This is a genomic window from Chelativorans sp. YIM 93263, from assembly GCF_028767125.1.
In the GTDB taxonomy this organism is placed as follows: domain Bacteria; phylum Pseudomonadota; class Alphaproteobacteria; order Rhizobiales; family Rhizobiaceae; genus Chelativorans.
The window spans coordinates 1-26,136 of sequence record NZ_JAKCWP010000005.1 but is presented as its reverse complement, the minus strand read 5'-3'; the positions used below and the strand labels follow the sequence as shown (position 1 = coordinate 26,136).

31 protein-coding genes and 6 pseudogenes are annotated in these 26,136 nt (G+C 58.2%); 23 read left to right on the top strand and 14 right to left on the bottom strand.

What is annotated here, in order from left to right; translation table 11 throughout:
- The first annotated feature begins 8 nt into the window (after positions 1-8).
- The 10 genes from LY631_RS11605 (at position 9) to LY631_RS11560 (ending at position 8,374) form a co-directional block, all read left to right on the top strand.
- Positions 9-773 carry a FadR/GntR family transcriptional regulator gene (locus tag LY631_RS11605; protein ID WP_274425541.1) on the top strand — a complete coding sequence of 255 codons (765 nt, stop codon included), beginning with the start codon at positions 9-11 and terminating at the stop codon, positions 771-773.
- On the top strand, positions 770-1,564 hold the full coding sequence (locus LY631_RS11600) for an SDR family NAD(P)-dependent oxidoreductase (RefSeq protein ID WP_274425540.1): 795 nt from the start codon (positions 770-772) through the stop codon (positions 1,562-1,564). The genes LY631_RS11605 and LY631_RS11600 overlap by 4 nt, the downstream gene beginning before the upstream one ends.
- Positions 1,561-2,472 carry an SMP-30/gluconolactonase/LRE family protein gene (locus LY631_RS11595; RefSeq protein ID WP_274425539.1) on the top strand — a complete coding sequence of 304 codons (912 nt, stop codon included), beginning with the start codon at positions 1,561-1,563 and terminating at the stop codon, positions 2,470-2,472. Before LY631_RS11600 ends, LY631_RS11595 begins: the two co-directional genes overlap by 4 nt.
- 30 nt (positions 2,473-2,502) lie before the next feature.
- Entirely contained in the window at positions 2,503-3,750 is a 1,248-nt protein-coding gene (locus LY631_RS11590) for an ABC transporter substrate-binding protein (protein WP_274425538.1), read from the top strand.
- 38 nt (positions 3,751-3,788) lie between these two features.
- Positions 3,789-4,691, top strand: a complete 903-nt coding sequence (locus LY631_RS11585; protein ID WP_338000434.1) for a carbohydrate ABC transporter permease — start codon at positions 3,789-3,791, stop codon at positions 4,689-4,691.
- The gene (locus LY631_RS11580) at positions 4,688-5,530 is read left to right on the top strand and encodes a carbohydrate ABC transporter permease (protein ID WP_274425536.1); all 843 of its coding nucleotides are present in this window, start codon (positions 4,688-4,690) and stop codon (positions 5,528-5,530) included. The genes LY631_RS11585 and LY631_RS11580 overlap by 4 nt, the downstream gene beginning before the upstream one ends.
- Positions 5,531-5,561: 31 nt before the next feature.
- The gene (locus LY631_RS11575; protein ID WP_274425535.1) at positions 5,562-6,587 is read left to right on the top strand and encodes an ABC transporter ATP-binding protein; all 1,026 of its coding nucleotides are present in this window, start codon (positions 5,562-5,564) and stop codon (positions 6,585-6,587) included.
- Between the two features lie 284 nt (positions 6,588-6,871).
- Entirely contained in the window at positions 6,872-7,141 is a 270-nt protein-coding gene (locus tag LY631_RS11570; protein ID WP_274425533.1) for a ComEA family DNA-binding protein, read from the top strand.
- 8 nt (positions 7,142-7,149) lie between these two features.
- Entirely contained in the window at positions 7,150-7,500 is a 351-nt protein-coding gene (locus LY631_RS11565; protein WP_274425532.1) for a DUF1622 domain-containing protein, read from the top strand.
- A gap of 67 nt (positions 7,501-7,567) precedes the next feature.
- A complete protein-coding gene (locus LY631_RS11560) occupies positions 7,568-8,374 on the top strand; it encodes an ion transporter (RefSeq protein WP_274425531.1) in 807 nt (268 codons plus the stop codon).
- 612 nt (positions 8,375-8,986) lie between these two features.
- On the opposite strand, the gene LY631_RS11555 is transcribed toward LY631_RS11560, so the two are convergent.
- Together LY631_RS11555 and LY631_RS20485 are read right to left on the bottom strand one after the other, a co-directional pair.
- Positions 8,987-9,691 (bottom strand): LysR substrate-binding domain-containing protein, encoded by a 705-nt coding sequence (locus LY631_RS11555; protein ID WP_274425530.1) that lies wholly within the window; start codon positions 9,689-9,691, stop codon positions 8,987-8,989.
- Between the two features lie 15 nt (positions 9,692-9,706).
- Positions 9,707-9,862: pseudogene (locus tag LY631_RS20485) on the bottom strand (helix-turn-helix domain-containing protein); the annotation flags it as partial.
- A gap of 121 nt (positions 9,863-9,983) precedes the next feature.
- Here LY631_RS20485 and LY631_RS11550 point away from each other — a divergent pair.
- From LY631_RS11550 to LY631_RS11540, 3 genes are read left to right on the top strand one after another with little or no spacing between them, the layout of a single operon-like run.
- On the top strand, positions 9,984-10,529 hold the full coding sequence (locus LY631_RS11550; protein ID WP_274425529.1) for a carboxymuconolactone decarboxylase family protein: 546 nt from the start codon (positions 9,984-9,986) through the stop codon (positions 10,527-10,529).
- Positions 10,530-10,586: 57 nt separating this feature from the next.
- Entirely contained in the window at positions 10,587-12,161 is a 1,575-nt protein-coding gene (locus LY631_RS11545) for a 2Fe-2S iron-sulfur cluster-binding protein (RefSeq protein WP_274425527.1), read from the top strand.
- Positions 12,162-12,170: 9 nt separating this feature from the next.
- Entirely contained in the window at positions 12,171-12,575 is a 405-nt protein-coding gene (locus LY631_RS11540; RefSeq protein WP_274425525.1) for an HPP family protein, read from the top strand.
- 235 nt (positions 12,576-12,810) lie between these two features.
- On the opposite strand, the pseudogene eno reads toward LY631_RS11540, so the two are convergent.
- The 4 genes and pseudogenes from eno to LY631_RS11525 all read right to left on the bottom strand — a co-directional run.
- Positions 12,811-12,954: pseudogene (gene eno / locus LY631_RS20480) on the bottom strand (phosphopyruvate hydratase); the annotation flags it as partial.
- A 631-nt stretch (positions 12,955-13,585) separates the two neighbouring features.
- Positions 13,586-13,885 (bottom strand): annotated as a pseudogene (locus LY631_RS11535) (MFS transporter); the annotation flags it as partial.
- 71 nt (positions 13,886-13,956) lie between these two features.
- Positions 13,957-14,742 (bottom strand): annotated as a pseudogene (locus LY631_RS11530) (MBL fold metallo-hydrolase); the annotation flags it as partial.
- A gap of 147 nt (positions 14,743-14,889) precedes the next feature.
- Complete coding sequence (locus LY631_RS11525) at positions 14,890-15,345, bottom strand: hypothetical protein (protein ID WP_274425523.1); 456 nt, start codon at positions 15,343-15,345, stop codon at positions 14,890-14,892.
- 57 nt (positions 15,346-15,402) lie between these two features.
- Between LY631_RS11525 and LY631_RS11520 the strand changes: the two genes are divergently transcribed.
- Entirely contained in the window at positions 15,403-15,777 is a 375-nt protein-coding gene (locus LY631_RS11520; protein ID WP_274425522.1) for a hypothetical protein, read from the top strand.
- A gap of 297 nt (positions 15,778-16,074) precedes the next feature.
- Positions 16,075-16,308 (top strand): hypothetical protein, encoded by a 234-nt coding sequence (locus LY631_RS11515; RefSeq protein WP_274425521.1) that lies wholly within the window; start codon positions 16,075-16,077, stop codon positions 16,306-16,308.
- Between the two features lie 445 nt (positions 16,309-16,753).
- On the opposite strand, the gene LY631_RS11510 is transcribed toward LY631_RS11515, so the two are convergent.
- Entirely contained in the window at positions 16,754-17,350 is a 597-nt protein-coding gene (locus LY631_RS11510) for a DUF6602 domain-containing protein (protein WP_274425520.1), read from the bottom strand.
- A gap of 60 nt (positions 17,351-17,410) precedes the next feature.
- Here LY631_RS11510 and LY631_RS11505 point away from each other — a divergent pair, with 60 nt between their 5' ends.
- Both LY631_RS11505 and LY631_RS11500 read left to right on the top strand, forming a co-directional pair.
- Positions 17,411-17,665 (top strand): hypothetical protein, encoded by a 255-nt coding sequence (locus LY631_RS11505; RefSeq protein ID WP_274425519.1) that lies wholly within the window; start codon positions 17,411-17,413, stop codon positions 17,663-17,665.
- An 83-nt stretch (positions 17,666-17,748) separates the two neighbouring features.
- Positions 17,749-17,949 carry a hypothetical protein gene (locus tag LY631_RS11500; protein WP_274425518.1) on the top strand — a complete coding sequence of 67 codons (201 nt, stop codon included), beginning with the start codon at positions 17,749-17,751 and terminating at the stop codon, positions 17,947-17,949.
- 108 nt (positions 17,950-18,057) lie between these two features.
- Here the strand turns inward: LY631_RS11500 and LY631_RS11495 are convergent, their stop codons facing one another.
- Positions 18,058-18,564, bottom strand: coding sequence for a ferritin-like domain-containing protein (locus tag LY631_RS11495; RefSeq protein WP_274425517.1), 507 nt, complete (start codon positions 18,562-18,564; stop codon positions 18,058-18,060).
- 242 nt (positions 18,565-18,806) lie between these two features.
- Here LY631_RS11495 and LY631_RS11490 point away from each other — a divergent pair.
- The 4 genes and pseudogenes from LY631_RS11490 (at position 18,807) to LY631_RS20475 (ending at position 20,578) form a co-directional block, all read left to right on the top strand.
- Positions 18,807-19,216 (top strand): annotated as a pseudogene (locus LY631_RS11490) (DUF2213 domain-containing protein).
- Positions 19,213-19,620: a hypothetical protein gene (locus LY631_RS11480; RefSeq protein WP_274425514.1), complete on the top strand. Its 408-nt coding sequence runs from the start codon at positions 19,213-19,215 to the stop codon at positions 19,618-19,620. The pseudogene LY631_RS11490 and the gene LY631_RS11480 overlap by 4 nt, the downstream one beginning before the upstream one ends.
- A 235-nt stretch (positions 19,621-19,855) precedes the next feature.
- Positions 19,856-20,074, top strand: coding sequence for a head decoration protein (locus tag LY631_RS11475; RefSeq protein ID WP_274425512.1), 219 nt, complete (start codon positions 19,856-19,858; stop codon positions 20,072-20,074).
- A 141-nt stretch (positions 20,075-20,215) separates the two neighbouring features.
- Positions 20,216-20,578 (top strand): response regulator, encoded by a 363-nt coding sequence (locus tag LY631_RS20475; RefSeq protein ID WP_445082880.1) that lies wholly within the window; start codon positions 20,216-20,218, stop codon positions 20,576-20,578.
- A gap of 170 nt (positions 20,579-20,748) precedes the next feature.
- Here the strand turns inward: LY631_RS20475 and LY631_RS11470 are convergent, their stop codons facing one another.
- The 3 genes from LY631_RS11470 to LY631_RS11460 all read right to left on the bottom strand — a co-directional run bounded on the left by LY631_RS11470 (position 20,749) and on the right by LY631_RS11460 (position 22,737).
- Positions 20,749-20,943 (bottom strand): hypothetical protein, encoded by a 195-nt coding sequence (locus LY631_RS11470; RefSeq protein WP_274425511.1) that lies wholly within the window; start codon positions 20,941-20,943, stop codon positions 20,749-20,751.
- Between the two features lie 226 nt (positions 20,944-21,169).
- Positions 21,170-21,352 carry a hypothetical protein gene (locus LY631_RS11465; RefSeq protein ID WP_274425510.1) on the bottom strand — a complete coding sequence of 61 codons (183 nt, stop codon included), beginning with the start codon at positions 21,350-21,352 and terminating at the stop codon, positions 21,170-21,172.
- 509 nt (positions 21,353-21,861) lie between these two features.
- Complete coding sequence (locus LY631_RS11460; RefSeq protein ID WP_274425509.1) at positions 21,862-22,737, bottom strand: ATP-grasp fold amidoligase family protein; 876 nt, start codon at positions 22,735-22,737, stop codon at positions 21,862-21,864.
- Positions 22,738-22,864: 127 nt separating this feature from the next.
- On the opposite strand from LY631_RS11460, the gene LY631_RS11455 reads away from it, so the two are divergent.
- Both LY631_RS11455 and LY631_RS11450 read left to right on the top strand, forming a co-directional pair.
- Positions 22,865-23,212 carry a hypothetical protein gene (locus LY631_RS11455; RefSeq protein ID WP_274425508.1) on the top strand — a complete coding sequence of 116 codons (348 nt, stop codon included), beginning with the start codon at positions 22,865-22,867 and terminating at the stop codon, positions 23,210-23,212.
- 505 nt (positions 23,213-23,717) lie between these two features.
- Complete coding sequence (locus LY631_RS11450) at positions 23,718-24,401, top strand: YrbL family protein (RefSeq protein WP_274425507.1); 684 nt, start codon at positions 23,718-23,720, stop codon at positions 24,399-24,401.
- A 266-nt stretch (positions 24,402-24,667) separates the two neighbouring features.
- Here the strand turns inward: LY631_RS11450 and LY631_RS11445 are convergent, their stop codons facing one another.
- The 3 genes and pseudogenes from LY631_RS11445 to LY631_RS11435 form a co-directional block, all read right to left on the bottom strand.
- Positions 24,668-25,087 (bottom strand): hypothetical protein, encoded by a 420-nt coding sequence (locus LY631_RS11445; protein ID WP_274425505.1) that lies wholly within the window; start codon positions 25,085-25,087, stop codon positions 24,668-24,670.
- A gap of 103 nt (positions 25,088-25,190) precedes the next feature.
- Positions 25,191-25,379 carry a hypothetical protein gene (locus LY631_RS11440; protein ID WP_274425504.1) on the bottom strand — a complete coding sequence of 63 codons (189 nt, stop codon included), beginning with the start codon at positions 25,377-25,379 and terminating at the stop codon, positions 25,191-25,193.
- Positions 25,380-25,865: 486 nt separating this feature from the next.
- Positions 25,866-26,136: pseudogene (locus LY631_RS11435) on the bottom strand (SOS response-associated peptidase); the annotation flags it as partial.

The following is a 26,136-nucleotide window of genomic DNA, read 5'->3' as shown; positions in this document are numbered from 1 at the left end:
GAGCCATGATGACCGATCTGCAAACCAAAAAGCCGCTGTTCTCGGCAAAGCCCGCGGTACCTTCGCGCCTTGCCGATGCCGTCTCGGATGCCATTGCAGCCGCGCTTTTCGATGGACGGATCGCGCCGGGCGAGCCTCTCCCGCCGGAGGGCGAGATCGCCCGAGAATTCGGCGTCTCAAGGCCGATAGCGCGCGAGGCCTTGCGCCAACTCACCTCAGCGGGTCTGGTTTCGACCCAGCAGGGTAAGGTGGCCCGCGCCAAGGAAATCAACGGCGAACCCCTGGAGAAAATCTACGGCTATGCCGTCCGCTCCAGCCTGGAGCGGCTCCAGGAAGCTAACGAGATGCGCCGCGTCATAGAGGCAGGTATTGCGAGACTGGCCGCGCAACGCCGCCACAAGCCGGGCCTTGTGGCCATGGAACGGGCGCTCGCCGACATGCGAGACGGCCTTGGCGATCCTGCTGCCTTCACCGAGGCCGACATACTGTTCCACCTGGGAATGGCCGTCGCCACGGGCAATTTGATGATCCGCGTGCAGATGGAGGGAATGCGGTCCGTCCAGCGGGAGGTGTCGGAGCTGTTCTCGAGGCGATCCAACAGGACGCGAGCCGACTGGAGTGCGACGATTGACCGCCATCAGGCTTTGTTCGAAGCCATTGCCGCGGGCAATGCAGATCTCGCGGAGCAGAAGACCATCACCCACTTCGAGGCTGCCGACATTGCCTCCCTTGAGGTCGCTGACGAACTCGGTTCAAAGGGAGGGGAAGCGTGAGCAGCCTCTTCAGCCTTCATGGACGTAGAGCGCTCGTCACCGGCGCCAACACCGGCATTGGGCGGGCGATTGCTCTCGGACTGGCGGGTCAGGGAGCCGATCTCGTGCTTCATCACTTGGGCGATGCCGAGGGGGCGGCCGGGATTCGGGAGGCGGTTGGCTCGATGGGGCGGAACGCTTCGGTCATTGAAGCCGATTTCTCGCATACTACGGCGGTCGAGGGTCTCGCCCGGGATGCGCTGCGGGAGGGGCCGGTCGACATTCTGATTGCCAATGCGGCTATCGAGATGCGGAGTGTTTGGACGGAAGCGACGAGCGATCTCCTCGAAACCCACTTCGCCGTCAACTTCACCTCGCTGATATTGCTCATGCAGGCGCTTGTTCCGCCTATGGTAGAGCGGAGATGGGGCAGGGTCGTCGCGACGGGCAGCGTGATGGCGGCTCGCCCGCGTGCGGAGACGGTGGCCTATGCGTCGCTGAAATCCGCACAGTTTACCGCCGTCAGAGCCATCGCCCGCGAGGTTGCCGCAAGCGGGGTGACCATGAATGTGATCGCGCCGGGCGCGATAGAGACGGAGGCGAACGCCGCCAGATATGAAGACTGGAAGTTCCGGCAGGCGGTCGTGGCGAAAATCCCGGCCGGCAGGCAGGGAAGGCCGGACGATTGCGTGGGGCCTGTGTTGATGCTGTGCAGTGACGCAGGCGCCTACATCACCGGGGCCACTATTCCGGTCGATGGCGGCTGGACGATCAGTGATGCAACGGGCGCGCTCCCGGAGGTCACGCCGTGAGCGCGGTAATGGGTATCGGCGTCGTTTGTGCTCTCCGACACAAGATCGGCGAAAGCCCGCTTTGGGTCGGAGATACCGGCTGCCTCTGGTGGCTGGATGCCGGTGGACGTGAAGTGCGCAGGCTCCATGTCGAAAGCGGTGCGCTCGATACTTTCCTGATGCCAGCTTCGCCCGCGGCGCTTGCCCTTGGTGACGGTGGCAGGATCGTCATCGCTGCCGGGCTGGCCTGGTACACTCTCGACGCTGATACGGGAGCTGTTGTCGAGGTCGCGCGGTTGGAGGGGCAGGCGGCTGGTGTCAGGCTGAACGACGGCGTCACCGACAGCATGGGCCGCTTCTGGGTCGGCACGCTGAGTAGGGCACCGGAGCGAGAGCCGATTGGATGCCTGTATTGCCTGGAAGGGGGCGAGGCCAGAGAGTCGCTTGGCGGATTGCGCACGCAGAATGGAGCAGCCATTTCCCCGGACGGCCGGACGTTCTATCTCGCCGACAGCCACGCGGCGGTGGCAACCATCTGGGCGTTCGACTTCGATGTCCAATCCGGAACGCTGTCCAATCGCCGCGTGTTTCACCGGCCCGAGCGCGGCAGGCCGGACGGAGCGGCGGTCGACGCCGACGGGTGCTACTGGTTTGCTGCGGTCGACGGAGGTCAGGTCGTGCGCCTCGACCCGGCTGGACGGGTCATGTCGGCAATCGACCTTCCGGTATCGCGCCCCACGAAGCCGGCGTTCGGCGGCGCGGATCTTTCGACACTTTACGTCACCACGATGAGTGCAGGCCTGGATGAGGATGCGTTGGCATCCGAGCCCCTGGCCGGGGCGATCCTGGAGGTAGATGCTGGGGTTCGCGGCTGGCCTCAGCCGCGCGCAAAGGTCGCCTTCGAAAGCGGGCGGGGCCCACAGACTTAGACGTTCATCAGCAATATAGGGAGGAAAACCATGAGAAAAGCACTGAAAAGCCTTACCGTATCGACGCTGGCGTTGAGTCTCGCCACCGGCTACGCGATGGCGGAGGATCTGCGCTTCACCGTTTGGACCGGCAATGAGGCTCACCTTGACATGCTGAACGGCATTGCCGACGGGTTCGAAGCCAAACATCCCGGCACCACGGTCACGTTCGAGACGATTCCTGCCGGTGATTACGTCCAGAAGCTCACTTTCCAGCTCGCCGGGGGAAATCCTCCGGACCTTGGTTGGATGTTCGAGGACTCCATGCCGACGTTTGTAGCGGCAGGCGCCGTAGAACCATTGACCGACACGCTGGAGAATGCGGAAGCTTACGACCTGGCCGACTTCTCCGATCCCGCTATGAGCCTCTGGAAGGAGGATGGCGAGATTTTCGGTGTACCCTTCTCCACCTCGCCGTTCATGGTATTCTACAACAAGGACATGTTCGACGCGGCCGGTCTCGAGGACCCGCTGACGCTTGCTGAAAAAGGTGAGTGGACGCTCGAGAAATTCCGTGATGTAGCGAAGGCGCTCACGAAGCCGGAGGAGCGCTTCTGGGGCTTCGAGTTCAAGGACGGCCAGGGCTACGACACGCGCATCATGCATGCGGTCATGCCGCCGATCCGCGCCTATGGCGGCAACGGGTGGTCGAACGGCGAGTGCGGCTTTGAGAAGGCGGAAGCCGTCGAGGCGGTCGAGATGCTTCACCAGATGGTCTTTGAGGACAAGTCGATCGTTCCGCCCGGCGAACAGGGAGATTACTTCTCCGGTTCCTCGGCGATGACGATCAACCAGATATCAAGGGCTTCAAAGATGCCCGAGGCCGGTTTCGAATGGGGCATCGCGCCGCTGCCGTCAGGTCCCGCCGGCGAGGCTCCGGTCATCGGTCAGGCCGGCCTCGTGGTCTTCGCCAAATCTGACAACAAGGAACGTGCCAAGCAGTTCATCGCCTGGATGACCAACAAGAAGAATGTTGAGGTGATGGCGCAGTTTTTCCCGCCGGCCAGGGTCTCGGTCCTGGAAAGCGATGCCTTTACCGAGGCGAACGCCCTCATTCCGCCCGAGCAGATGAAACACGTCGCTGCCGCGATCAAGGAAGGCGAGGTGCTGCCGAGCCATGAGCGTGCGCCACAGATCCTTGCGGCCATGAAGCCGAGATTCGATGCCTTGTGGCGCGCGGATGCCGATGTCGAGGCCTCGCTGAAGGCGATCTGCGACGCAATCCGGCCGCAGTTGTAGGCGGGGGCGACGTGGCAACGGCAGACGATACAAGCGCCATGGCACGCCACACGCGCGTGCCATGGCTGACATTGAAACGGCGCGAAACGATAGAGGCATGGCTCTTCGTCAGTCCGACGCTCATCGGCTTCCTGATATTTTTCCTGGGGCCGCTGATCGCCGTCGTGATCTATTCGATGTCGGAGTGGAATCTGCTGTCCGGTGGACAAGTCTTTGTCGGCCTGGCGAACTACCGCGACGCCCTCGCCGAGAATCCGGATTTCTGGCACGTCATCCGCAACTCGGTCATCTTTGCGATGGGCCTCGTTCCCATGAACATGGCGCTCGCACTGATCTTGGCCATTGCGCTGTCACGCCCCAGGCGCGGTGTCGTCTTCTTCCGCACCGTCTTCTTCGCGCCGGTCGTAACCTCTGCAGTCGCCTGGGCGATCGTCTGGAAGTTCCTCCTGCAAGGGGAAGGCGGAACGGTCAATCAGTTGCTCGCCCTGGTGGGCGTCAATGGGCCAAACTGGTTGCGCGAGCCGGACTGGGCCATGGCGGCCGTCATTGTGACACGCGTCATCAAGATGGTCGGCCTCAACATGATCCTTTACATTGCCGCGTTGCAGTCGATCCCCCGCGACTATGAGGAGGCAGCCCGCCTCGAAGGCGCCACGGGCTGGCAAGTCTTTCGCATGGTCACGTGGCCGCTGCTTGCGCCGACCACCCTCATCATCATGGTCATCACCACCATCGGATCGTTCAAGGTCTTCGACCACATCTACCTGATGACTGGTGGCGGCCCCGAGAATGGCACGCTCGTGCTTGCCTTCTACATCTACGAGCAGGCTTTCGAGTTCTTCAATGTCGGTTACGCATCCGCTCTGGCGATGATCATGTTCGTCATCGTTCTCATGCTGACCATCGTGCAGCTGCTGCTTCGTCAAAGGGGGGCGACATGACCCAGGGCCAGCTCGACAGGCTCAAGCGGGCAATGTGGGTTCTCTCACTGTCCATCCTTGCGATTCCCTTCGTCTTTCCCTTTCTGTGGATGGTGTCGTCCGGCTTCAAGAGCGCCACGGAGATCTTCGGCCAGCCAAGCCTCGTTCCGCGCATCTGGCGGTGGACGAACTTCGTCGAGGTTTTCGAATATCAGCCCTTCGCGCAGCAATATTTCAACTCCCTCTACATTGCCGGGCTGGTTACGGTCCTCACGCTGATCCTGTCCTCGCTTGCGGGCTATGCGCTCGCACGGATGCGCTTTGCCGGGGCGGGGCTCTTGATGCTCTTTCTCGTTTCCGCATTGATGGTTCCCGAGGAGGTCACGATCATCCCGAACTTCTTCCTGATGCGGTGGCTCGGCCTGATGGACACGCATGGCCCGCTGGTTCTTCTGCCGGTCTTCGGCCCCCATGGCGTCATGGCCACCTTCCTGATGCGCCAGTACTTCGTCGCGCTGCCGAAGGAACTGGAGGAGGCGGGCAGGATGGATGGCCTGTCCAGGCTCGGCATCTGGTGGAAGATCGCGCTTCCCATGTCCCGGCCGGCGCTTGCTGCGGTCGCTATCATCACGTTCCTGTTTTCGTGGAACCTCTTCCTCGAACCGCTGGTCTTCATTTCCAGCCTCGAGAAATTCACCCTGCCGCTGGCACTAGCGAACTTCACGGACGCGTATGGCTTACCGCTCTGGCATCTGCAACTAGCCGCGACGTCGCTCGCCGTGGTGCCGATCCTGATCGTATACCTGATCGCGCAACGGCAGATCATCGAAAGCTTCGCCATGTCGGGAGTAAAAGGATGAACTCCTGGACCGGCCAGAGATTGGGCAGCACATGACAAGCCTCAGCCTCAGGAAACTTCGCAAATCCTTCGGTGCCGTCGAGATCATCAAGGGCATTGATCTCGACGTCCAGGACGGCGAATTCATCGTATTCGTCGGGCCGTCCGGCTGCGGCAAATCCACTTTGCTGCGGATGATTTCCGGCCTCGAATACATCACCTCCGGCAACCTCTTCATCGGCGATGCTAAGATGAATGAGGTTCAGGCTGCCCGGCGCGGCGTCGCCATGGTGTTCCAGAGCTACGCGCTCTATCCGCACCTCACGGTACGCGAGAACATGGGTTTCGGCCTGAAGGTGCGGAGAGTGCCCCAGGCCGAGCGGGAAGAGCGCGTCAAGGGGGCTTCCGATACGCTCAAGCTCGATGGGCTGCTTGACCGCTATCCGCGGGAACTTTCCGGCGGTCAGCGGCAGCGCGTCGCCATCGGGCGTGCCATCGTGGCCGACCCGAAAATATTTCTTTTCGACGAGCCGCTGTCCAATCTCGATGCGGAACTACGCGTTCACATGCGCTCCGAGATCGCCGCGCTCCATGCGCGTCTCGGCAACACCATGGTCTACGTCACCCATGACCAGATCGAGGCGATGACGCTGGCGGACCGGATCGTGGTGCTGCGCGACGGGCTCATCGAACAGGTCGGCAGTCCTCGCGAGCTCTATTCGAGGCCGGACAATCTCTTCGTCGCGCAGTTCATCGGCAGCCCGAGGATGAACATTCTGCCTGTGGAACGCGTTTCGGAGGGCCTTTCGGAAATTCTGCCGTTCGGCGCAACACAGGTCGGCATGCGGCCGGAGAACCTGAGTCTCACGGCGCCTGAGGCGGGACTGTTAGCGGGGACCGTGGCAATAAGCGAATATACGGGCGCTGCCTCCATGCTGCATATCAGGCTGGACCAAGGCGAAACGCTGCTGGTTGTCAACAACGGCGACGGGCCAGCAGCCGGTGAACGCGTCGGACTGGCGATAGATCCGGGGGACATGCATTTTTTCGACCAGGCGGGACAGCGATCCTCCGGATAGAATTCTCGAAGGAGTGTCGGCGGCGGCCCGATGTCAAACGAAGCTGCCCATGATTAACCATTTACAGGCAGAGTTCCGCGCGGATTAGAACGTGAAGCCTACAGAACTGCGGCGCTGCACCGTAGACGGTCGGGTGTGGTGGACATTCGACTCATCAAGGCCGCCGACGGATTCCTCTTTCGCCATTCCCTGGTTTGCCGCCACTTGGACAATGCCGTGCTCCGGAACCATTTCTGCCCGGCCTTTGTTCGGCCAGCGATCTAGTCTGCAGGGAGAACGTGCAAATGGCCGACAAGTTCGAACACAATCATCCAGGTCAGGACGAGCCGAGGGCTCACGGCGAAACTCATCACGAGAACCGGATTGTTGATCTCAATACCGCACCTGAAGATGTGATCGCGGATTTGCCGATGGTCGGGTCGGATAGGGCCAAGGACGTCATGCGCGAACGCCCGTTCAAGAGCTGGGACGAAGTTGAGCAGATCGAAGGGTTCGGGAAGGGCATGATCGATGATCTGAAGAGCGGAGGCGCTCAGATCGACCAAGCAGATTAGTGGGCTTCATGGATACCGCGTTCGCCGTGCTGCTTCATTGGACGACGCGCGCCATCGAAATCGCCGGCGTACTCGTCATTGTCGTCGGAATCATCTGGGCTACCGCAACATATTTGCATCGCCGCCTCGCCGGCGATGCATCCAGCGAAGGCTTTCGCTCGTACAGGTCGGGTGTTGGTCGGGCGATCCTTCTGGGGCTGGAGTTCCTGGTTGCGGCAGACATCATCAACACCGTGGCGATTGATCCGACGCTCCAAAGCCTCGCCGTTCTCGGTGGGATCGTGCTGATCAGAACATTCCTGAGCTTCTCGCTCGAAGTTGAGATCGAGGGAAGGTGGCCATGGCAGAAGACCAGTTAAGGCAACTCCCGTTGAGAGCTGCAAGTGGCGAGCCGGTAAATGCGGTGGGCGCATGTGAGGTGGGCAGGTGACCACCGGATCACGGAATGCACGCTCCAGAGAGCACCAGTCCGATGAAGAGGATCGCTGGAAGGTTCTCACCGATCTGGAAGAATGGCTGCACGCGCCGATGCTGGCTCTTTCGTTCGTCTGGCTGGTGCTCGTCTTCCTTGAACTGGTCTGGACGAGTTCGGGCGTATTTGAACTTCTTGGCACCGCGATCTGGATCATCTTCATACTAGAGTTTGTGCTTCGCCTCACACTAGCGCCAAACAAGCGCCGCTTTCTCAGAACCAATCTCATCACCGTTATCGCGCTGATAGCACCGGCATTCCGTTTCCTCAGCGCACTTCGCTTTCTCAGATTGGCACGAGGGCTGCGCCTCGTGCGTATCGTCGGGACTGCAAACCGCGGCCTCAACGCACTTGGAAAGAGTTTCCGTCGCCGAGGCGTGGGCTATGTGCTCCTCGCCACGACACTCGTCGTGATCCTAGGGGCGGCAGGCATGCTTGCATTTGAGCCTGCGCGCGAAGTGGAAGGCGGGTTCACGTCGTACGCAGATGCCCTTTGGTGGACTGCAATGCTGGTTTCGACCATGGGGTCTGCGTTCTGGCCGGTCACCGCCGAAGGACGCGCACTTGCTTTCCTGCTTGCCATATATGGTCTTGCTGTATTCAGCTACATCACCGGAACCTTCGCGACCTTCTTCATAGGTCAGGAGGCGGAGGCGCGTGACGGGGAGGTCGCAGGCTCGCGGGAAATCGAAAGTTTGCGGCGTGAGCTGAAACTCCTTCGATCAGAATTGAGGCAGAACAGATCGCTTCGACGGAAATAGCCGCGACGACTCTATAGAAGCGATCCCTGTGCCGGCTCTTCTTCAGGCACTGCCGGAGCGTCGATAATCGTAAGCTTGTTGTCAGGAAGCGGACGTTGAAGCGCCTTTGCCACTTCCCATTGTGCCGACAGTTCCACCTCTGGTGTCAGACTGGTGTGAGAGCAGACTGACATCAAAGAAGGTTAGTTCCGGGTTGGGGTATTTTGGTAGCGGAGGAGGGACGATGTCCTCCGGCGGCCGCTAAGCCATTGATCTTCGAACGGGAAATCGTGATTGTCTCACGGTTCAAAGATGTGTACGCACTTACATCAGCGAGGACATTTCTTCAAGAGCTTCTGAACGATTGCCAGTCACCACCGGTGAGATCCCCTCGGCGTGAAGGATGTGGGCGAGATCCGCATCACAGGCACGGTGGCCGCGATCACCAATGCCTGTGTGGTATGCATCGGCTTTCGCGTCCGGCGCTTCCAAAATCCCCAGTTTGTTTTATTCTTCCTGCGCCTGATCAGCGAACGCCTTTTCGAATGCGGAGAAGAAAAGAGACGTGACTTCTTCGGTCGTTTGCGGGGCCGGCCCCTAGTCGCCATAAGCTTTCTTTCTGAGGTAAGAAGCTTACATGCGCCGTGTTTCTGGCGCAGTAGCTGATTTCGCTGCTTCAATGAAAGCGCGCACGGCACTGGAATTCCGTCTGCTGGAGGGAAAAACTAAACTTACAGGGACCGGGACTGGATCATAATCAGGAAGGACGACAATGAGCCTCCCCGCCTCGACGTCGTCATGAACCTGATAAGACAAAAAGCGACCAATCCCCATCCCCGCCCGAACCGCTTCGATTGCAGCATCGGCAGTGTTTACCTCAAGAACAGGGTCGATACGCGAACTGACGGAGCCATCGGCAAACCGCCATTCGTTGAGGGATCCGAGGCCGCTGAAAGCGACGATATTATGCCCTTTTAGATCCTGAACGTTCTCAGGTTTTCCCCGCCTAGTGAGATAGGAGGGGCTCGCCGCTAGCACCTGCCGAACGTGTCCAATTGTGACAGATACGAGTGCTGAATCCGGAAGTGTTCCGATACGAATGGCTATGTCGATCCCTTCCTCGGCCAGGTTGACAACCCGGTCGAGGAGAAGTGCGCGGACGCGAAGCTTGGGGTAACGGGCGCAGAGGCAGGCGATGATTGGCATGACGTGCATGCGCCCGTAAAGAACCGGGGCGGTGATCGTCAACAGGCCGCTGGGCTCCACCGATTTACCGAGAATCTCGGCTTCTGCCTGGGTGACCTCCTCAATAATGCGTCGAGCGCGTGGCAGAAACACCGCACCCTCATCAGTGAGGGTAACAGCGCGTGTTGTTCGATGGAGAAGCGCAGTCTGTAAACGTGCTTCCAGTCCCGAAATCGCTCGCGTCACCGCGGTGGGTGATACGTGCAGCCGACGCGCCGATGCTGCGAAACTTCCCGTTTCGCTGATGAGGACGAATGCCCGCAGTCCTCAAGACAATCCAATTTATTGCTCTTTTCGCAATAATGAATTTCCTAGCATCTGGATTATCGCGCGACGAAGCCTAGGGCAAGGTGCGAGGGTAGATAACACACCATGAGGCGCACCAATGTCCCGTATACCACCCCTTGATCGCAACGCTGCACCGGATGCCGCGAAACCACTGCTCAAGGCTGTCGAGCAGCAACTAGGCTCCGTCCCGAATTTCATTCAGGTACTCGCCAATGCACCTGTGGCGCTCGAAGGTTTCCTCGGCCTTTACACAGTTGCGGGACGGGGGGCGCTCGATATTGAAACACGCGAGCGAATAGCTCTGGCAGTTGCCGAGCAAAATAGCTGTCAGTATTGCGTTTCCGCTCATACTGCTATTGCCCGGTCAGTTGGCTTGACCGACGATGAAATCGATGCGGCCCGTCGTGGCGCGTCCTGCGAGCGCAAGGCTGCTGCTGCCGTGACCTATGCAAAGGCTCTGGTAGCGAGCATGGGCGCTGTCTCAACCGCCGAGTTTGATGCAGCTCGCGCCGAGCTATCCGAAGAGGAAGTCCTCGAGGTTGTGGCTCATGTGGCGCTAAACCTTTTTACCAACATGCTTGGGAAATCGACCCGGGTGGAGATCGATTTCCCTGAAGTCAGCCTGCTTTCAAAGGTAGCCTGAAGAACAGCGCGGACGATTGAGTGCGTCCGCGCTCCTCCTTCTTCGGACGATTTTGCTATGGCACATCGATTTTCACAACTGATGTTCACCGACCAGGTTCAGGCCCTACAGGTTCGCCACGGCTCTCGCGGCAGCTATGAGCTTTTCGAGGAGCCGAATGCGCCTGCAAATGACAGGTTGGGGCCGATTGAGCAGGAATTTCTTTCAGAGCGTGACAGCTTCTATATGGCGTCAGTTTCCAGTTCTGGTTGGCCCTATGTTCAGCATCGAGGAGGACCAAAAGGCTTCCTAAAGGTGTTAGACGCAATGACACTGGGTTTTGCCGACTACAGCGGTAATCGCCAATATGTCAGCACCGGCAATTTCGTGACTGATGACCGGGTCTCCCTGATCTTTGTGGACTATCCCGCCCGGCGGCGTCTCAAAATCCTCGGACGCGTCCGTGTTGTTCAACCTGATCAAGGTCAGGACGCTCTAGCCCGCCTGCAGGACAATGACTATGGCGCCCGGGTCGAGCGGGGATTCCTGATAAAAATCGAAGCCTTCGACTGGAACTGTCCACAGCACATCGTGCCGCGCTTCACAGAGGAGGAGATCCGCGCGCGCCGCGATCAGGAAGCAGATCTCAACGAGGCGAAAGTGACAAGGCAGGCCCTTTCACCAGCCACTATTGGTGATGGCCCGCTCCCGCTGATTATCACTGGTGTCCGGCAGCTTACGCCACGTATCAGAGCATATGAGCTTGGCCCCCTAGAAAACGAAAGGCTGCCAAAAGTCACGGCCGGCGCGCATCTAAAGGTCCCCGTCGCGGTCGAAGGCGGGACGGTGTGGCGGTCATACTCAATAGCCGGGACAGGCCCCAGGCACAGCTCATATGAAATTGCGGTTCTTATCCAAGGCGAAGGTTCTCGCGCCATCCATGACATCTACCAGATCGGAACCCGGATCAATTGCTCCATGCCCCAGAACGATTTCTCGCTCCGGGACGACCTTTCTCCCGTGATCTTAATTGCCGGCGGCATAGGCATCACCCCGATCAGGACGATGGCGTGGGAGCTGTATCGGGCGGGTCGACCGTTTCAATTGCACTATAGCGTTCGCTCCAGATCGGATGCAGCCTATGTTGATGAGCTGGAAGCCGCTTTTCCTGATAACCTCAGAGTGCATGAAAGCTCTGTGCGCCGGATGAACATCCAGAATATTCTGGAGACGGGTCCCACTGAAACGCGTGTCTATGTCTGTGGCCCGGAGCTGCTGATCAAGGATGTCATCGCTCAAGTTTCCGCTGTGGGTCTGGATCCCGCGCGCATCCATTGCGAGCGGTTTGGGCAGCAGGTTTCGGACGGGGATCGCCCCTTTTCCATACATATCGCTGACATCGGCGCTACAGTCCAGGTCGCTGCTGAACAGACTGCTCTTGATGCCTTATTGCAAGCTGGATTCGCGGTGATGTCAGACTGCCGGTCAGGGAACTGCGGCACGTGTACGACGCAAGTCGTCGCCGGAGACGTCGATCATCGGGACTCATGGTCACTTTCTCTAGGTCGTGAAAAACGAAACCGTCAATTTGCGCCCTGCATATCACGCGCAGCGGGCCACGTGTTGACCATCTCCATTCCACATCAAGATTGAGCTTGCTCCATGTTTTTCGTGAAGCTGCTTCAGCGCCAGTTGCCGCGCCAACCTTTCACAACTTCCCTTGCCGCAGGCCTCGGTGGAGCGGTGGCTATCGGGCTCGTGGGGGCATTAAGCTATCTCAGCAAAAGTCCACTGATCATGGCGCCATTTGGAGCAAGTTGCGTACTGCTGTTTTGTGCGCCCGCCAGTCCGTTTTCTCAGCCCGCCAATGTCATTGGCGGCCACATCGTTGCAGCTTTCATAGGGTTGGCGATGCGCATGGCACTCCCCAACGAGTGGTGGGCTGTTGCACTCGCCGTCGGCATTTCCATTGGTATGATGTCTGTGTTGCGTGTGACCCACCCGCCGGCAGGGGCAAACCCTCTTGTGATCTTCGCCGACGACCCGGGGGGTTCATGTTCTTGTTGACCCCTGTACTTTTGGGAGCGTCAGCGCTTGTTGCCCTTGGCGGGACGTTCAACGCACTTATCAAAGCTCTCGAGAAACGTTGACGCGTGGCATTCGCGTTCGGGCCGCCTCGCTGTGTGCCACCTGTTGACCGATGCACCACTCTCACCGCCGCCCCATGTGCACACAGGCGAGTTCGGTGCGTATTTGTTGCCTCAAACGTTATGAACCTATTCCCTATTTCGCGCGAACCAGGTTCGGCCTCGATTTCCATCAGCCGGTTATACTTTGACAAGTCGGTCGGATCGGGACAGCGATCCGATTTTCGCGAAGCGTGAACCAGCCGCGCGGCGAGGTCCGCGACGAGTGAATCTTCCGTTTCTCCGGAGCGGTGGGACATCACCTCGGCCACATCATGGCAATGCGCCCAAGGCTTGCTTTTCGTCTGCGTTGCCTGGGACGCTTGTTCATCTTGATCGCGCGGTACTGAACCGGCGACTGGCAGCAGAACAATCGGAGACATTCTTCTAGGGCTTCTGGCGCTCGCCCGAAACGGAAATCTCCTAATCCTAGAACGCTGCCGCTGGCCGAGGCACCCATGGATCGGGTAAGCTCCAAGATCATGGTCGCTTTCCGCCTCTTGCCGGAAGCGTAGATGCCGGATGCGCAACTCCTCTTCAACGAAACTCGGGGCTACTTCGAGAGGGCTATAGCGGTCCAAATTGAGGTCATCACAGAGAGCTGCAGCGGCTTCGGACAATGCCCCCGGAAACCAACTCAATCCTGGCCGGTCCCGGATCTGCCTGTTAGGATCCCTGGGATTGGAGAATGACGAGGTGGGATTCCCCGCAGCGCCACGGCCGCCAGCATAGCGAAAACCGCAACAACGACAGCGCTGAGTGCGGCAGCGGCATTGTGCCGGCAATGAATGCGGACTGTGCTTCCTCCGGCAGGTTCCTGGTAGTTCTTGCGCGATCGCGGATGCTGCCCACAGGCTGTTTCCGACCGACGTCCGCGCCTCTGGCGATAGTTCAACCGGTATTCCGGTCTTGCATCTTCTGGCGATAGACAGCGGTTGCCAAGCTGCCAAGTAAGGCGATGCCCAGTGAGGCGCCCAGATCCTGCACGGTCTCGAACATGGCCGAAGCCGAACCTGCCTTTCCCGCCGGCGCAGACCCGACCACGAGGTCCGTTCCGAGTGCCGCGATCGTGCCGAGACCCAGATAGGCCAGAGAGAAGCCGGCGACGACCATGGCAAGACCGGCCGCATCGTTGCCGAGCCACATCAGCATGAGATAGCCGGTGACCGACAAGGCGAGGGCTGCCATGCCCGCCGCGCCGAGAAAGTTGCGGCGATCTTCGTGGGATCATTTTGCATCGAGTTCACTTTTCTGACACGCGGTCAGAACTGCCAGCCGGCGGGGACCCACGAGTAGCCGGTATCGGTGCGCAGGATCCGTCCGAGGCCTGGGAAGGGATAGTGAAAGCCGAGGACGAGCATCCGATCGGCTGCTGCCTGATCGAAGATTCGCTGGCGCGTTGTGGCGGCCGCCTCCTGATCGCGGTCTGGTCCGGGACGCCAGAGCCGGTCGATGTTGACCAATGGGTGGTACGCGAGATCGGCTGTCAGCAGTAGTTGATCTCCACCGGAATGGACGAGGAATGTCGCCATTCCCGGTGTATGGCCAGACGCAGCGATCGTCGTCAGGCCAGGCAGGATCTCCGCGCCGGCCTCGTAGAGTTCGATGCCCTGAGCGACAGGCTCGACACTTTGCTTGATGTTGGCAGCAAAACGCCGCCGGAACTCTTCGGGCACCGGCATGTAGGAGAGGTCCGGCTCGCCTTCGACGAAAAACGCCCAGTCCGCGCTCGGTGCCATGGTGGTTGCCCGCGGGAAGGCCCTGCCGCCATCGGTGCTTCGCAAGTTCCCGACGTGGTCGGGATGGGTATGCGAGATCACAACCAGGTCGATATCCTCGGGAGACACTCCAGTTGCCCTGAGATTGTCGAACAGGCGGCCGTTTGGTCCCATCGTGGTCCCAGCGCCCGCTTCCAGCAGAACGCGGCGGCCATCGATCTCCAAAAGTAGCGTATTGAGGTTCAGCGTCATGAAGTCAGTTGGCAGAAAGGCGCGGCGCAGAACCTCTTCCAGTTCGGCTTCCGGTGCATCACCCGCGTAGATGCCGGGAGTGCGTCGAGGTGGACGAGGCTGGTTTCTCATGGGCTCAGAAGCGTAATGAGCGCCGGCGCCAGCGGGAGGCGAGGAGGCGGAAGCGAGAGGCGGCTTAGAGCTTGCGGGGCGGCGGCAATTCGCTGCCCCTAGGTGAGGGACCGATCATACAGCCAGCCAGAATAGATAGGCGATCAGGATCGCAGCAATTCCGAGGTTAGAAACCATCGCGAAGATTTCGGGTCTGGTTGAGGCCCCGTTTCTCACATGCTGTATGCCTGCAAGGGCGTAGAAGATTGCGCCGGCCAATGCCAAGCCGGCGATCCATTCAGGAATGTATAAACTCGCAATTGCCGCAATGCCGATGGCGAGGTTTCCGAACCCGATCTCTAGGACGAGCTTGCCGGCATTTGGGTCGTCTATCTCGAAGATATCTTTCGCCGTAAATGATGGCTTGAGTAGTTGATGAACTCCGGCTGTGGCCAGCCTCCACCCAACGCCCCAGTAAACAAACCATTTCCCGATGGAAGCCATCAGATCGGTAGTGCCGAAGATTGTATCCTGCACGATCGAAATGACTGGCAGAATGACCATGAACAATAGAATGGAAATTAGCTGCATTGTTGATTCTTGGCGTAGTCTGGCCCACCTCCCTGTGAAAACAAAAGGTAACCAGACATGGTGCTCACTGACAAGCAGGACATCGCGGCATGGAAGCCGATCAGCGAGATCACCGATGCTGATGTCGAGATGGGGGATTTCCACCACCGGCTCATCGTCTACAACTCATGCACCGGGCCGCATGTGTGCCATCCCGTGAGCGATGGCTACTTCGAAGCCGACGATTTCAAGAGGGAAGGCGTCTGGGAGAAGTTTTCTGATCTTACCCGACGCAGGCTGACCTCAAACCTTCGCCGCCCTCAGCGCGTCAACCATCCGGGCGCGCCAACAGGATCAGTCTGCCATCGCTCAAGCTCGCTGCGCTCCATGCGGAGGGTAAAGGCGACCTTGGGATCATCCGTTTTTCGGGCGGCCGCCAACGCCTTTGCGTAATGCCTTCACAGGATTCTTCGGCTCGGGCTCGACCCGTCTGATCTGGCGTGCAATGGACATAGGTTTTTGTACACGAAAACTCGGCAGGAAGCGAGATTAATCAATGGCGCTCACTGACAAACAGCGCCGACGCAGCGGGAGGCGAAGAAGCGCAAGCAGCAGGTCGCGTAGCTGTCTCATTACGGCGCTTGCGATGCGGAGTTTCCCATTCTGAAACAGAATTGGACCTGCTAGCTGTGGCATGTAACTTGCTTCAGTCTTTTGGTGGATGAACGCTACACCAAAACGAGGTAGGTGATGAAGCTTCAAGTCCAACCAGGCAAGCGGGCGGGCATCGCTAAGACACTCTTCAGCGGTAGCCTGGATGCATCAGATATCAGCGTGAAATCGGATAGGCAGGTCGTTATTTCGTTCCTCGCGAACGACATCTACACGCCGAAATCCACTCAGCGGTATTCCATCACGTTAAGCGAAACCGAGATAGAACAGTTCTGCAGGACCTTGCGGGCGGCGGACGACTGCAACGTGTAGGAACTTTCCTGGCAGGCTCGAAGCGAGACAGAAGTGCCTTAGGCGATAAGGTAGACCGCGCCAAAGGTGGCGATGAAAACTGCGCAGACCACCCCAGCAAAGGCGTAAGGGCGCTTTCTTGGCGCAAGGTCCTCTGCTAGCACCTTAAGTCTCTTTGGCTCACCCCATTTGATGCGCCGGAACCGATAGATGTTATCCCGCATGGTCGGAGTTTCCCCACCTCCGGCGTTAAAAGACAGTTAAGGCGAGCAGGCTCGAAGCCACGCGATAAAAAGTGGAGTTGTCCGCGCGTTTTCGGTCTCGGCCTATTCGCTCGTGTCGTCTTCTGATTTCAGAGTAGCACTTGTTGAAAAGGAACTTAGATCGATGGGTTGCGAGGCTAGGTACGCCATGGGCTCGCTGACAGATGACTGCAGGCTACTGATCGTCCAATAAATATATGAGATCATGCTCCAGAGCGCATGTTCCGAGTCTGAGACGATTTCGCCATTTTGTCGTCTACCGCGAAGATGTTCTCTTCGATCACAAGTACCGCGACATCTGCGCGCTCCTCCAGGTGCCGAACCGCTGTATCGCTCCTCTTCCAACCCTGGAAGCCGACTGCGATTAGCGGGATGTAAGCTGGAGGAGGTTCGCCCACGATCATGCTAGTTCCCAGATGCCGTTTAATCGGGCGAAGCTGGCGTGCAGTCGAAATGACTTCGTTCCATTGTGCCTGGAGGTCAGATTTGACCTCCACAACCGCCGCTACCGATTCTGCAAGATAAAGACGCACGTCGCTTATGCCGGCCGCAGGCAATGAAGGACCAAAGGGGTATTCGATCACTACATCAAGTTGGCCAGACCGCAATCCTGAGCGATCTGTCGCGTCCCCGGTTCCAAAGCGATAGATGGGCGGGAAGACGTTCTTCAGAAAATCGTCTATGAACGCTTCTCGCTCGCGGCCTTTCGATGCTGAGGACATCGTTCTACCAGCAGCATAACCGGACAGGAGTTGCTGCCGGACGGCCTCAATGCGCTCCAAAAGGTGCTGATTTGCCAAAGATTGTTCCCCCGCACTAAAGATTTCTTGCTGGCCCCATCTTCTCCGAGGACAGGTTTCTTGACCAGCAGTAAAAAGAAGGCTGGTGCGGTTAGCAATGGCGGCCGTCCGCAGGCGCTCCAGCCAGACAAGCGCACGCCGCAGGGCACGAATGCAACGGGCGAGGGTGACGAAAAGAAATATTATCAGCGCATCGGCGCCGAGCAGGAACTGACCCTGCGTCCCCGCTGGAGCGCCTGTTTGCCTTCACGGTGCGTTCGGCCCTTGGCCAGTATCCTGACGATCTGTGGTTTGCTCCGGCTCTATGGCAGATAAGCCATAAGGATAAGGCTGAAATCTTCAAGGCCAAAGCAGATGCGGCCCGGACGTTGACTGGCAAGGGGCAGGAACAGCCGCTCATGCCGATCGAGGCACTGTCCGATACGCTCGTCAACACGCTCTCCGAGGACGGCTCGCTGCCGGGCTGGACACGGCTATTGAAAAATACGGCAGCCTTGCCGAGCAGGAAGAGGATGAAGTTGATCTGCGGGCGGCACGATCCCGCGCCGGCAGGAAAGATGCATGATTCCACGCCGGGCACGGTGCCATGCCGGATTTAAGACGCGTTCCATCGGTATGTCGTTGGCTTGAAAGCTGGCTCGTTCGTTGCCAATGCCGGACGCCACTGGCGGCGCTTAAACGACCAGCATTCTGCAGACGGTTGCTACCTAATGTTTCGCGGTCGCCTCGGTTGCCTCCCGGGCGAAGAACTTCTGCGTGATGCTGTCCAGATTATCCTCTAGCCACTTCGCCATGGCCACTTCTTCCTGCAGAATTTCCTCGCAGACGCGCTGGACTTCCGGTTCGCCGACCTGCTTGGCGGCTGCAATCAGCATGCGGTAGCTGGCAATCTCCATATGCTCGAAGGCATAGCTGGCAAGGACCCCCTTGGCGACCTCATCGCTGGTGAAGATACCGCTCAGACCTTGGCCCAGACCCATAAGCTTCGTGCCAGCATCCTTCAGCGCCGAGGAATCCGAACCCAGTTTTACAAGGCACTCCTCGACACGCGTGCTCTGCCGCCGGGTCTCGTCCACATGCTGTTCAATACGCGCTTTCAGTTCGGGGTAGTTTTCGATACGCCCTGCCAATTTGCTGAGCATGGTGACGGCCTGCTCTTCGGCCGCGTGTGCATCCTTTAACCAGGACAGCAGGTGATCTCTGGGATCAGTCATCTTCGGTCTCCATGGTGAACTGACACCCACAATCGGCCAAGGACGAAAACGTTCCCGACTTGTTTCGAGCGGGGTCATCACGACCATAACCTCAGCTAGGGCTCCATCATGTTTGTGGACAAGATAACATTGGACGGCTTGCGCCGAACCAGCGACGGATACCTTGTGGCCGACGCCCGCGTAGCTCGGACGGGCATTCAGGTTTACGCTGGCTGGGAGGTCGGAAAGCCAGACCGTCCCAGGTGCGTGTTTATCGACCTGGAACCGAGGTTTTCAGCACCGACTCTTTCAATACCTACGCCCACCGGCCTGTTACGCTTGACCATCCCGATCAGGTGGTCACCGCGGACAACTGGAAAGATTACGCCATCGGGCAGACCGGCGGTGATGTGGTCCGCGACGGCGAGTTCGTCCGCGTCCCGCTAGTCCTGATGGGTTCGAAGGCCATTGATGCGGTTGAAAATGGCAAACGAGAGCTCTCCATGGGCTATTCCGCCGAGCTCATTTCGACAGCGGCACGACGCCCGACGGCGACGATTACGACGCCATCCAGAAGAATCTCCGAATGAACCACCTCGCCGTCGTCACCATGGCGAGGGGCGGTTCTCAACTGAAATCGGTGATGAAATCGAGAAAGGAACCCGGTCTATGACCGATAAACTCCGTACTGTGCTGGTCGACGACCTGTCGGTTGAGACCACCGACGCCGGCGCCCAGGTAATCGACAAGCTTCAGAAGGACGTCGCGGACGCCCAGACGAAGCTTTCCAAAGCCGAAACGGCTCACAAGAAAGCGCTCGACGCGAAGGACAAGGATCTGGCGAAGAAGGAAGCCGAGATCGAGGACCTGAAGAAAAAGGTTCTTGACGACAAGGCGCTCGACGTCAGGGGGCAGGACCGTGCCAGCCTTGTGACCAAGGCCAAGAAGATCGCCGTCGATGTTATGACCGAAGGCGTATCCGATCACGATATCCGCAAGGCCGTCGTCGTGGCCAAGCGCGGGGAGGACGCCGTGAAGGACAAACCGAGGTCTACATCGACGCGACTTTCGACCTGATCACGGAGGAAGCGGAAAAGGGCGGCAAGTCCGATCCGCTGCGCTCCACGGGCAGCATTCAGTCCAATGACGGGGCCAGAGCGTGGAACGACAGCGTGTCCGCGTCTGCCGGTGTCCAGATCAAGAAGGAGGCCTAATCCATGGCAACTCTTACCGAAGGCAAGCGCACGGCCAATTTCCTCGTATCAGAGGCCAACGGCTTTCGCAGCCGGGTTCCGGCGTTCTGGATGCCAGCGTGACCGGTACGCTTGAACCCAGCACTCTCGTCGGAATCGTCACCGCGACCGGGGCCTATGCCAGCTATAACCCCGACAATTCCAATGGCACCGAGAATGTCGCCGGCGACTTCTATGAGGGCGGTAAGGCCGGCGATGAACGCACGATCATTCAGCGGGATGCCGAGGTTCGCGCCTCCGATCTCGTCTGGTTCGACGGAGCCACCGCAGCCCTATAAGGGGACCGGCAACCTTCGAGCAATGCAAATCCTGCTTGGCCAAAATCGAGAACACTGTAACGTAATCTTGGAGTGGACATAGGAGATGCGCTGACCCTCGCAGAGGGAACTGATATCTGAGGAGGGAGCCCCAAGTTCGGCCTGGGTGATCGACCTACCGAGAAAGTTGAGGCAGAACTCAGTCAGCGGGGGTGCCAGGTGATAGAGGCCGGGAGCGCCGATGAGGCAATCGACGTTCTGAGGTCCACTGTTCGCATAGACATTGTCGTGACGGATTTATCGATGCCTGGCGATCACGATGGTTTCGATGTGGCGCGGACCGTAAAAGAGGAGCGATCGGGAGTGAGGGTTGTCGTGATATCGGCTCATCTAAAGCCAGCCGACAAGCACAAGCACCTTTTCGATCTATATTTTGCGAAGCCGACCCCGAGCGGTCGGGTTGCAGAGGCGGTAGTGGAAATGATTGATGCAAGCCCTGAGCGCGGGACGGCTGGTGGAGCATGAAGCCGCAGCCGACCAGTCACACTGGAACCGCAAATCCATGCCCAGGTGAAATCTCTGATCGCCAGCGCTGCGCGTGAGATAGAATGAGCAAATGCGCCGTTGGTGTAGATGCAAACGCGAGGCCGCATTGGCGTTCCCCCCTGCTTCGGGGGGCGGCCGGGTTGGTGAGGTCACCAAAAGTATGTCGCGATCACAAAGAGGATCGAGGTGATGATGATGCTCACCACCGTGACCGACCAAATGGTCAAGCCTCGCCCGGAATCGAGTACTTCTTCGACTTTCCGCGCGCTTTCACCGGTCTCTTCGAGGCTTGGTTGAGCGTCCTGCGGGTCGCTTTGAGGGGATTTGATATCTGCTGAAGACATGCCGCTACTCCAAACTGGACGGGAGTACTCAAATCTTCTCGCGGATCGAACGAACTCTCAATCGCTGGTCGTCTTTTACTGCCCAGCGATTTACGAACCATAGCACACTTGCAACCTGGCGTCGAAGCGTTTCCCTCGACGCACTGGAGGAGGAGGTGTCTGGTGCCATCATTGCGGTAGCTATGATGGTCGTCAGGAGCAGCACCGAGATGGCGATCGCTGTGCCTCAGTGGAACGTCACACCCGGCAGATTTGGAGGTAACGGCGCCTCAGGAGCTTCGTCTAGCCCGGCCATCCGAACGACTGTACGCCAGTATTGCCTGGTCGACACATCTGCTTCCGTCCAGTCGTGCCCCGGCTCGGCTTCGTACAGCGCCTTTGCTGCGCGTTCGACCTTCTCGTCCGTCACGTCACATCCTCCTTCGAGAGGCATGATAGTCAGATACCGGCCACGGGGCTATCGCAAGAATTCGAAACTGCCGAGCTGGAGCGAGCTACAGAAGAACCGGCCCGGCTATGGAGGGCGGAAGCCGGGCCGGTCTGCGGGGTGCATATGGAGGCGCGCCCCTACTACCGTTCTCAGGTGTAGAATCCGTTTTGCCCGAGTTTGTTCCGCTTGCATGTGCGCAGCGAGCGGGCGCCGATAGGACACGTCACTAGTATAGTAGACACCCGCTCGCCGCTGGTGCTTTGCGGGTCAAAACACCGCGATGCGCTCTTTTGTTCCGCACTCGGGCAGTGGCTTGCCCACCGCTTCACCAAGGGGCGGCGGGTATCTATTTTTAGAATATCAGCTCTGTTGAGGACCGCCGGCGAGGATGAGGGATAGCATCGATAGCCTGAAGCAAATCACCAGAGAACCCAAGGCGCCGGGCGCGATCTCGCGAGGCAAGGCTGTATTAAACGCCGGCCAAGAGCCTAAACTTTGTTTAGTGCCACAACTGCCGGACAAGGAGCGCCGTCCGGATGGTCCGGCCACAGATCTCCCATGTGTTGCTCGACGGCATGGGGAGTGAAGCGCACATCACCGCTTTCAGGGAAGAGGGTTATCTCCCCGAAATATGGGTGGGAACCGACCTCATAAAAATCGACCCTGACGAAAGGGAAGCCCCTGGCCAGCTCCTCTGCAGCGTTCAACATTTTCGTTAGATGAACTGGTGCCGGTATCTCACGATCGTCGAGCGGGTAGCGAAATTCGAATGCCTGTCTATTCCACTGCCGGTCAAAAAAGGTCCGTCGGTGAACCGAGAAGCGATCCGTATCCACCTGTATATATTCGGCTTTTCCACCAAAAACGAAGATCTTGTAATCGTTGGGGTTATCTTCGATTAAGGGCTCTATCAGGATTTGCGGGTCCACATAACTATACGGCGTTTCGCCTGAGTACCGCCCATATTTGCGTCGCAGCCAGGAGGCTGATTGCGCTTCAATGCTGCCCCAGTCGCATTCCGCTTCTGATCGAATGAACAGATTCCAGCCGCTCCCATGATTTGCCTTGATCACAAAGGGGAGGGGCCAGTCTCTTTCATGCAACGGGGGTAGGGATGGTCCACTATAGAGCGTCGGGATTACCCACTCTTCGCCAAGGACGCGCCTGACGATATCTTTGGCGGCGACCTTATCAACAAAATGAGAGAGGCGGGGGTCGCGCCATCTTAGCTTTGCGGCACATACCTTTTCGCTGAAGGTGTTGGGTGTTGTGAGATTCGGGATACGACTATGTTTCCGGTAATAGCGCATTACAATGGAAGCACCAGATAATACTCGAGCTAACACTCCATCTCGAATTTGCATCTGTGCCCCCGGCGTTCCTCGTCCCCGCGCGATCTAATCTCAATACGATTATCTAAGCAATCGGCGGAGCCAATGCTTCCGCGGGCGCTGAGCCTTTGACCTAACGCGAAAATCAAGAGGAAACGCTATGCGCGTCAATTGCGACGTGGCGATGGAAGTCGCCGCGCATGAGGCGCTTGTGAGCCAGACATACAAGGACAGCGCCGGTGTTCTGACCTGGTGCGTCGGCATGACGAACGCCACCGGACACCGCGTCGAGCGCTATATCCGCGAGCCGCAGTCGGTCCAGCACTGCATGGACATCTATGTGTGGGCGCTGACGAACTATGCGGAGCAGGTGCGCGAGGTTTTCAAGGATCACCCGCTCACAATGCGCAGTTCGCCGCGGCGGTTTCGTTCCACTGGAATACGGGCTCCATCAAGCGGGCGTCGGGGTCAAGCACTTCAAGGCTGGCGATATTGCGCGCGCGCGTAAGACCTTCATGGACTGGCGCAGGCCGCCCCAGATCGAAGGCAGGCGCAAGAAGGAACGCGACCTGTTCTTCGATGGCACTGGTCCAATGACGGCACGATGCTCGAATTATCGCCGCATTTGCTATCTGGTGGCGTATCGAGCGCAAGGTGAACGAGGCGAAAGTATCAGCCTATCGGAAGACCGATGACGCCAAAATCAAGGCTGATGCAGCCGCGGCGCTTGCCAGCACGGCGCGCGAGGAACTGGCGCAGTATCAGCGCACGTGGCTGAAGCATATGTTTCCAAGGCGGGCCACTGGGAATCAACAGACCAGATCATGAAAGCCATAGGCGACATCGGGCAGGACATGCGCGGTATCCGTGATCGCCTCGACAACTTCATCGATCGATCAATTAGGCCGCCGTAACATCGTCGATCATCCAGTCGAAGAAATTGGCGACTTCGGTTGGCAGCGTGTAACCTGTGAGGTAGCTTTAGTGCAGGTTCAATGGCTGCTGAGTGTCATATGATAGAGCTTGCCGAATTGATAGGGGAAGGCGTTGAGAGAAGGGTATACCTCCACCCAGATAATGCTGGCGTTGTTGTAAAGGTTTTGAAAATAGATGATAAGCCAGACCGAAACGAAATAGAGGAATGGTATTTAAATAAAGTTCGCCACGTAGATACCCCTTTTTTTCCGAAAATTATTGGATGGGAGGACACTATTCATGGAAAAGGACTTATGTTTGAGAGAATTTTTGACTTTAATGGCGAGCCAAGTCAACCTATTGCCTTTCATATCGCAAATAACAATATATCCCTGCAGAAAGCACTAAGAACATGCCTTGATGTACTTTCGTGGGCAGAGAAGCAGGCAGTCCTCGTTTACGACCTGAATCCAAATAACCTACTTGTCAGAAGAACTGATCCGGACGGAAATTTTGAGATTGTGCTCGTGGACGGGTTTGGCCCTAAGCGTTTGAACTGGCGGACAAAGCTGCGCGTAAGGATACCGACGCTTGCTAGGGTTAGAATTCGGTGGATTCGCAAGCGTGAAATTCGAACGTGGGATAGGCTGTACAAACGCAATGGCAGCTTGGATCAACCTCACGCAGCTCGTTCTGTAGCGGTCACTTCTGGCAACGATGCAGCCAAGGCACGATTCTTTGAAGCAGCGAAGGCACGATTCTTTGGCGAAGCCGCTCCTTAAAACGCTCCACTGGTCTTACCGTCTTTTTTGTGGGCGACAGAACTCTCTCTCTGGAAGAGGACAATCAATGCAAGCTGACGGCTTACCGGTGGTGTCTCAGTTTGAATTATAGACCTGCTCGAAGCCACTGTTGTGCTGCGCCCACGCCCTAGTGTCGGCATACCAGGTTCATCGGCTCGATGCACTCTGCTCCCTCTGCGGAGCAGATAACGTACAAGGGCACTTTGCTAATCTTCGTGTCTCAGAGTGTCGCTGCCGGCGCGCAGTTATCCATGCATGTCCAGCGGTGCGTCAGGCTTTTCATCCGCTAGGAATTCCGACTGCACCCATTCGGAAAATTGACCTTGGATGATGCCGTTGTCCCGTGTGCAGTTCGAGCGCCCTGTTTCGACATACGCAGCTTCGCCCGCGTAGCAGCCGGCCGGTTTGGACGCGGAGACCCGAGACCATCCGTTCTCAGTCTCATAAACAAAGACAGATTCCTGGAAAAAGAACTTCCCCACGACACCGCAATTGTCGGATGGGCATGTGCGCCGCTTCAAATCACTGACCGCAACCCACATCCGCATGTCGGCCAATGCCGCAATATCAGGGTGAGTGACAGCACAACCGGTAGAAGAGTACGCCAGGCTGCATTGGACTGTTTCATCGTTTTCCGGATCGTGCCACCCGCCGCAAGGGTCCACGAATCCTCTCTCCCACGAATTCAGTGTGTGGGAGCGTGTACCTTACCGAAAGGAATGTCAAATTCCCCACACTCAAGCGCGATCAGAACGAGATCACTGCCCTTTACGGCCCATCAGAGGGATCGGGCACCAGCTCGCCTTCATCCAGAAGGGCGATCACTTCGATGGCTTCGCGTTTATCGAGGCCATCGAGTGGATTGCCGTCCATCGTAACGATCTGGCCGGTAGAGGTGTAAACGACCTGCCAGACCCCTTCGCGGGCAGGGCGCTTTTCGTACCTTCGCGCATTCATCGCCAATTTCTCCCGGGTGGATCCGAACTCGGCCGCAGATCGGTCCTCGCGGATCCCCTTGAAAGAGGATGGCGCAGGTGTTTTTCCGCCACTCCCTGATTTGCCGCCACTTGGACACGGCATCCTCGCACATCAGACTCTACGGCGGCTTAATTAGTGGATGCTGGGAATCGTTCCTGACACACCGGAGTGTCATCAGACGTACAAGCTATTCTAAGTTGATTGGATTTTGGAACAGGCTTGCTTCCGTCGCATTCCTTTGTCGAAGGAGAATTGCCCATGATCGATTGGCGACAGTTCCTGAGTTCCGCTGAGCGGGAGAACAAGGCGTATGTTGATCAGAAAAGGGCAGGCCGTGAGTCGACCTTGGCCGCCGAAAACGCCCCCCGTTGCCGCAAAGAGAAAGGAACAAGTTTGCGAACTGTCCCGTCGAAGACCAGGGCACGCCCCCGACATTGAAACCGACCCTTCTGACCGGTGCAATGCTCAGAAAAGGTTTGCCTGCGCCGGCTCTTCTTCAGGCACAGCCGGTGCATCGACGATCATCAGCCGATCGTCGGGCAGGGGACGTTGCAGCGCCTTTGCTTCCTCCCAGGGCGCTGTCAGCCAGGTCTCGATCTCATCCGACTCGGTAAGGACCACAGGCATCGCCTTCGGGTGAATGGGCGCAACAATGCTGTTCGGCTCTGTGGTCAGGAAGCCGAACAGATCGATGCAGATTTCGCCCTCCTTTACCTTGCGGACGCAAGTCCAGTCC

Coding starts and splice junctions, on each gene's coding strand:
- LY631_RS11520 (WP_274425522.1), top strand. CDS start 15,403: ATGGTGCTCACTGACAAGCAGGACATCGCGGCATGGAAGCCGATCAGC.
- LY631_RS11455 (WP_274425508.1), top strand. CDS start 22,865: ATGCGCGTCAATTGCGACGTGGCGATGGAAGTCGCCGCGCATGAGGCG.
- LY631_RS11495 (WP_274425517.1), bottom strand. CDS start 18,564: ATGACTGATCCCAGAGATCACCTGCTGTCCTGGTTAAAGGATGCACAC.
- LY631_RS11525 (WP_274425523.1), bottom strand. CDS start 15,345: ATGCAGCTAATTTCCATTCTATTGTTCATGGTCATTCTGCCAGTCATT.
- LY631_RS11575 (WP_274425535.1), top strand. CDS start 5,562: ATGACAAGCCTCAGCCTCAGGAAACTTCGCAAATCCTTCGGTGCCGTC.
- LY631_RS11550 (WP_274425529.1), top strand. CDS start 9,984: ATGTCCCGTATACCACCCCTTGATCGCAACGCTGCACCGGATGCCGCG.
- LY631_RS11580 (WP_274425536.1), top strand. CDS start 4,688: ATGACCCAGGGCCAGCTCGACAGGCTCAAGCGGGCAATGTGGGTTCTC.
- LY631_RS11545 (WP_274425527.1), top strand. CDS start 10,587: ATGGCACATCGATTTTCACAACTGATGTTCACCGACCAGGTTCAGGCC.
- LY631_RS11450 (WP_274425507.1), top strand. CDS start 23,718: ATGATAGAGCTTGCCGAATTGATAGGGGAAGGCGTTGAGAGAAGGGTA.
- LY631_RS11500 (WP_274425518.1), top strand. CDS start 17,749: ATGCCGATCGAGGCACTGTCCGATACGCTCGTCAACACGCTCTCCGAG.
- LY631_RS11590 (WP_274425538.1), top strand. CDS start 2,503: ATGAGAAAAGCACTGAAAAGCCTTACCGTATCGACGCTGGCGTTGAGT.
- LY631_RS11470 (WP_274425511.1), bottom strand. CDS start 20,943: ATGTCTTCAGCAGATATCAAATCCCCTCAAAGCGACCCGCAGGACGCT.
- LY631_RS11570 (WP_274425533.1), top strand. CDS start 6,872: ATGGCCGACAAGTTCGAACACAATCATCCAGGTCAGGACGAGCCGAGG.
- LY631_RS11540 (WP_274425525.1), top strand. CDS start 12,171: ATGTTTTTCGTGAAGCTGCTTCAGCGCCAGTTGCCGCGCCAACCTTTC.
- LY631_RS11460 (WP_274425509.1), bottom strand. CDS start 22,737: ATGCAAATTCGAGATGGAGTGTTAGCTCGAGTATTATCTGGTGCTTCC.
- LY631_RS11585 (WP_338000434.1), top strand. CDS start 3,789: ATGGCACGCCACACGCGCGTGCCATGGCTGACATTGAAACGGCGCGAA.
- LY631_RS11565 (WP_274425532.1), top strand. CDS start 7,150: ATGGATACCGCGTTCGCCGTGCTGCTTCATTGGACGACGCGCGCCATC.
- LY631_RS11605 (WP_274425541.1), top strand. CDS start 9: ATGACCGATCTGCAAACCAAAAAGCCGCTGTTCTCGGCAAAGCCCGCG.
- LY631_RS11515 (WP_274425521.1), top strand. CDS start 16,075: ATGAAGCTTCAAGTCCAACCAGGCAAGCGGGCGGGCATCGCTAAGACA.
- LY631_RS11440 (WP_274425504.1), bottom strand. CDS start 25,379: ATGAATGCGCGAAGGTACGAAAAGCGCCCTGCCCGCGAAGGGGTCTGG.
- LY631_RS11480 (WP_274425514.1), top strand. CDS start 19,213: ATGACCGATAAACTCCGTACTGTGCTGGTCGACGACCTGTCGGTTGAG.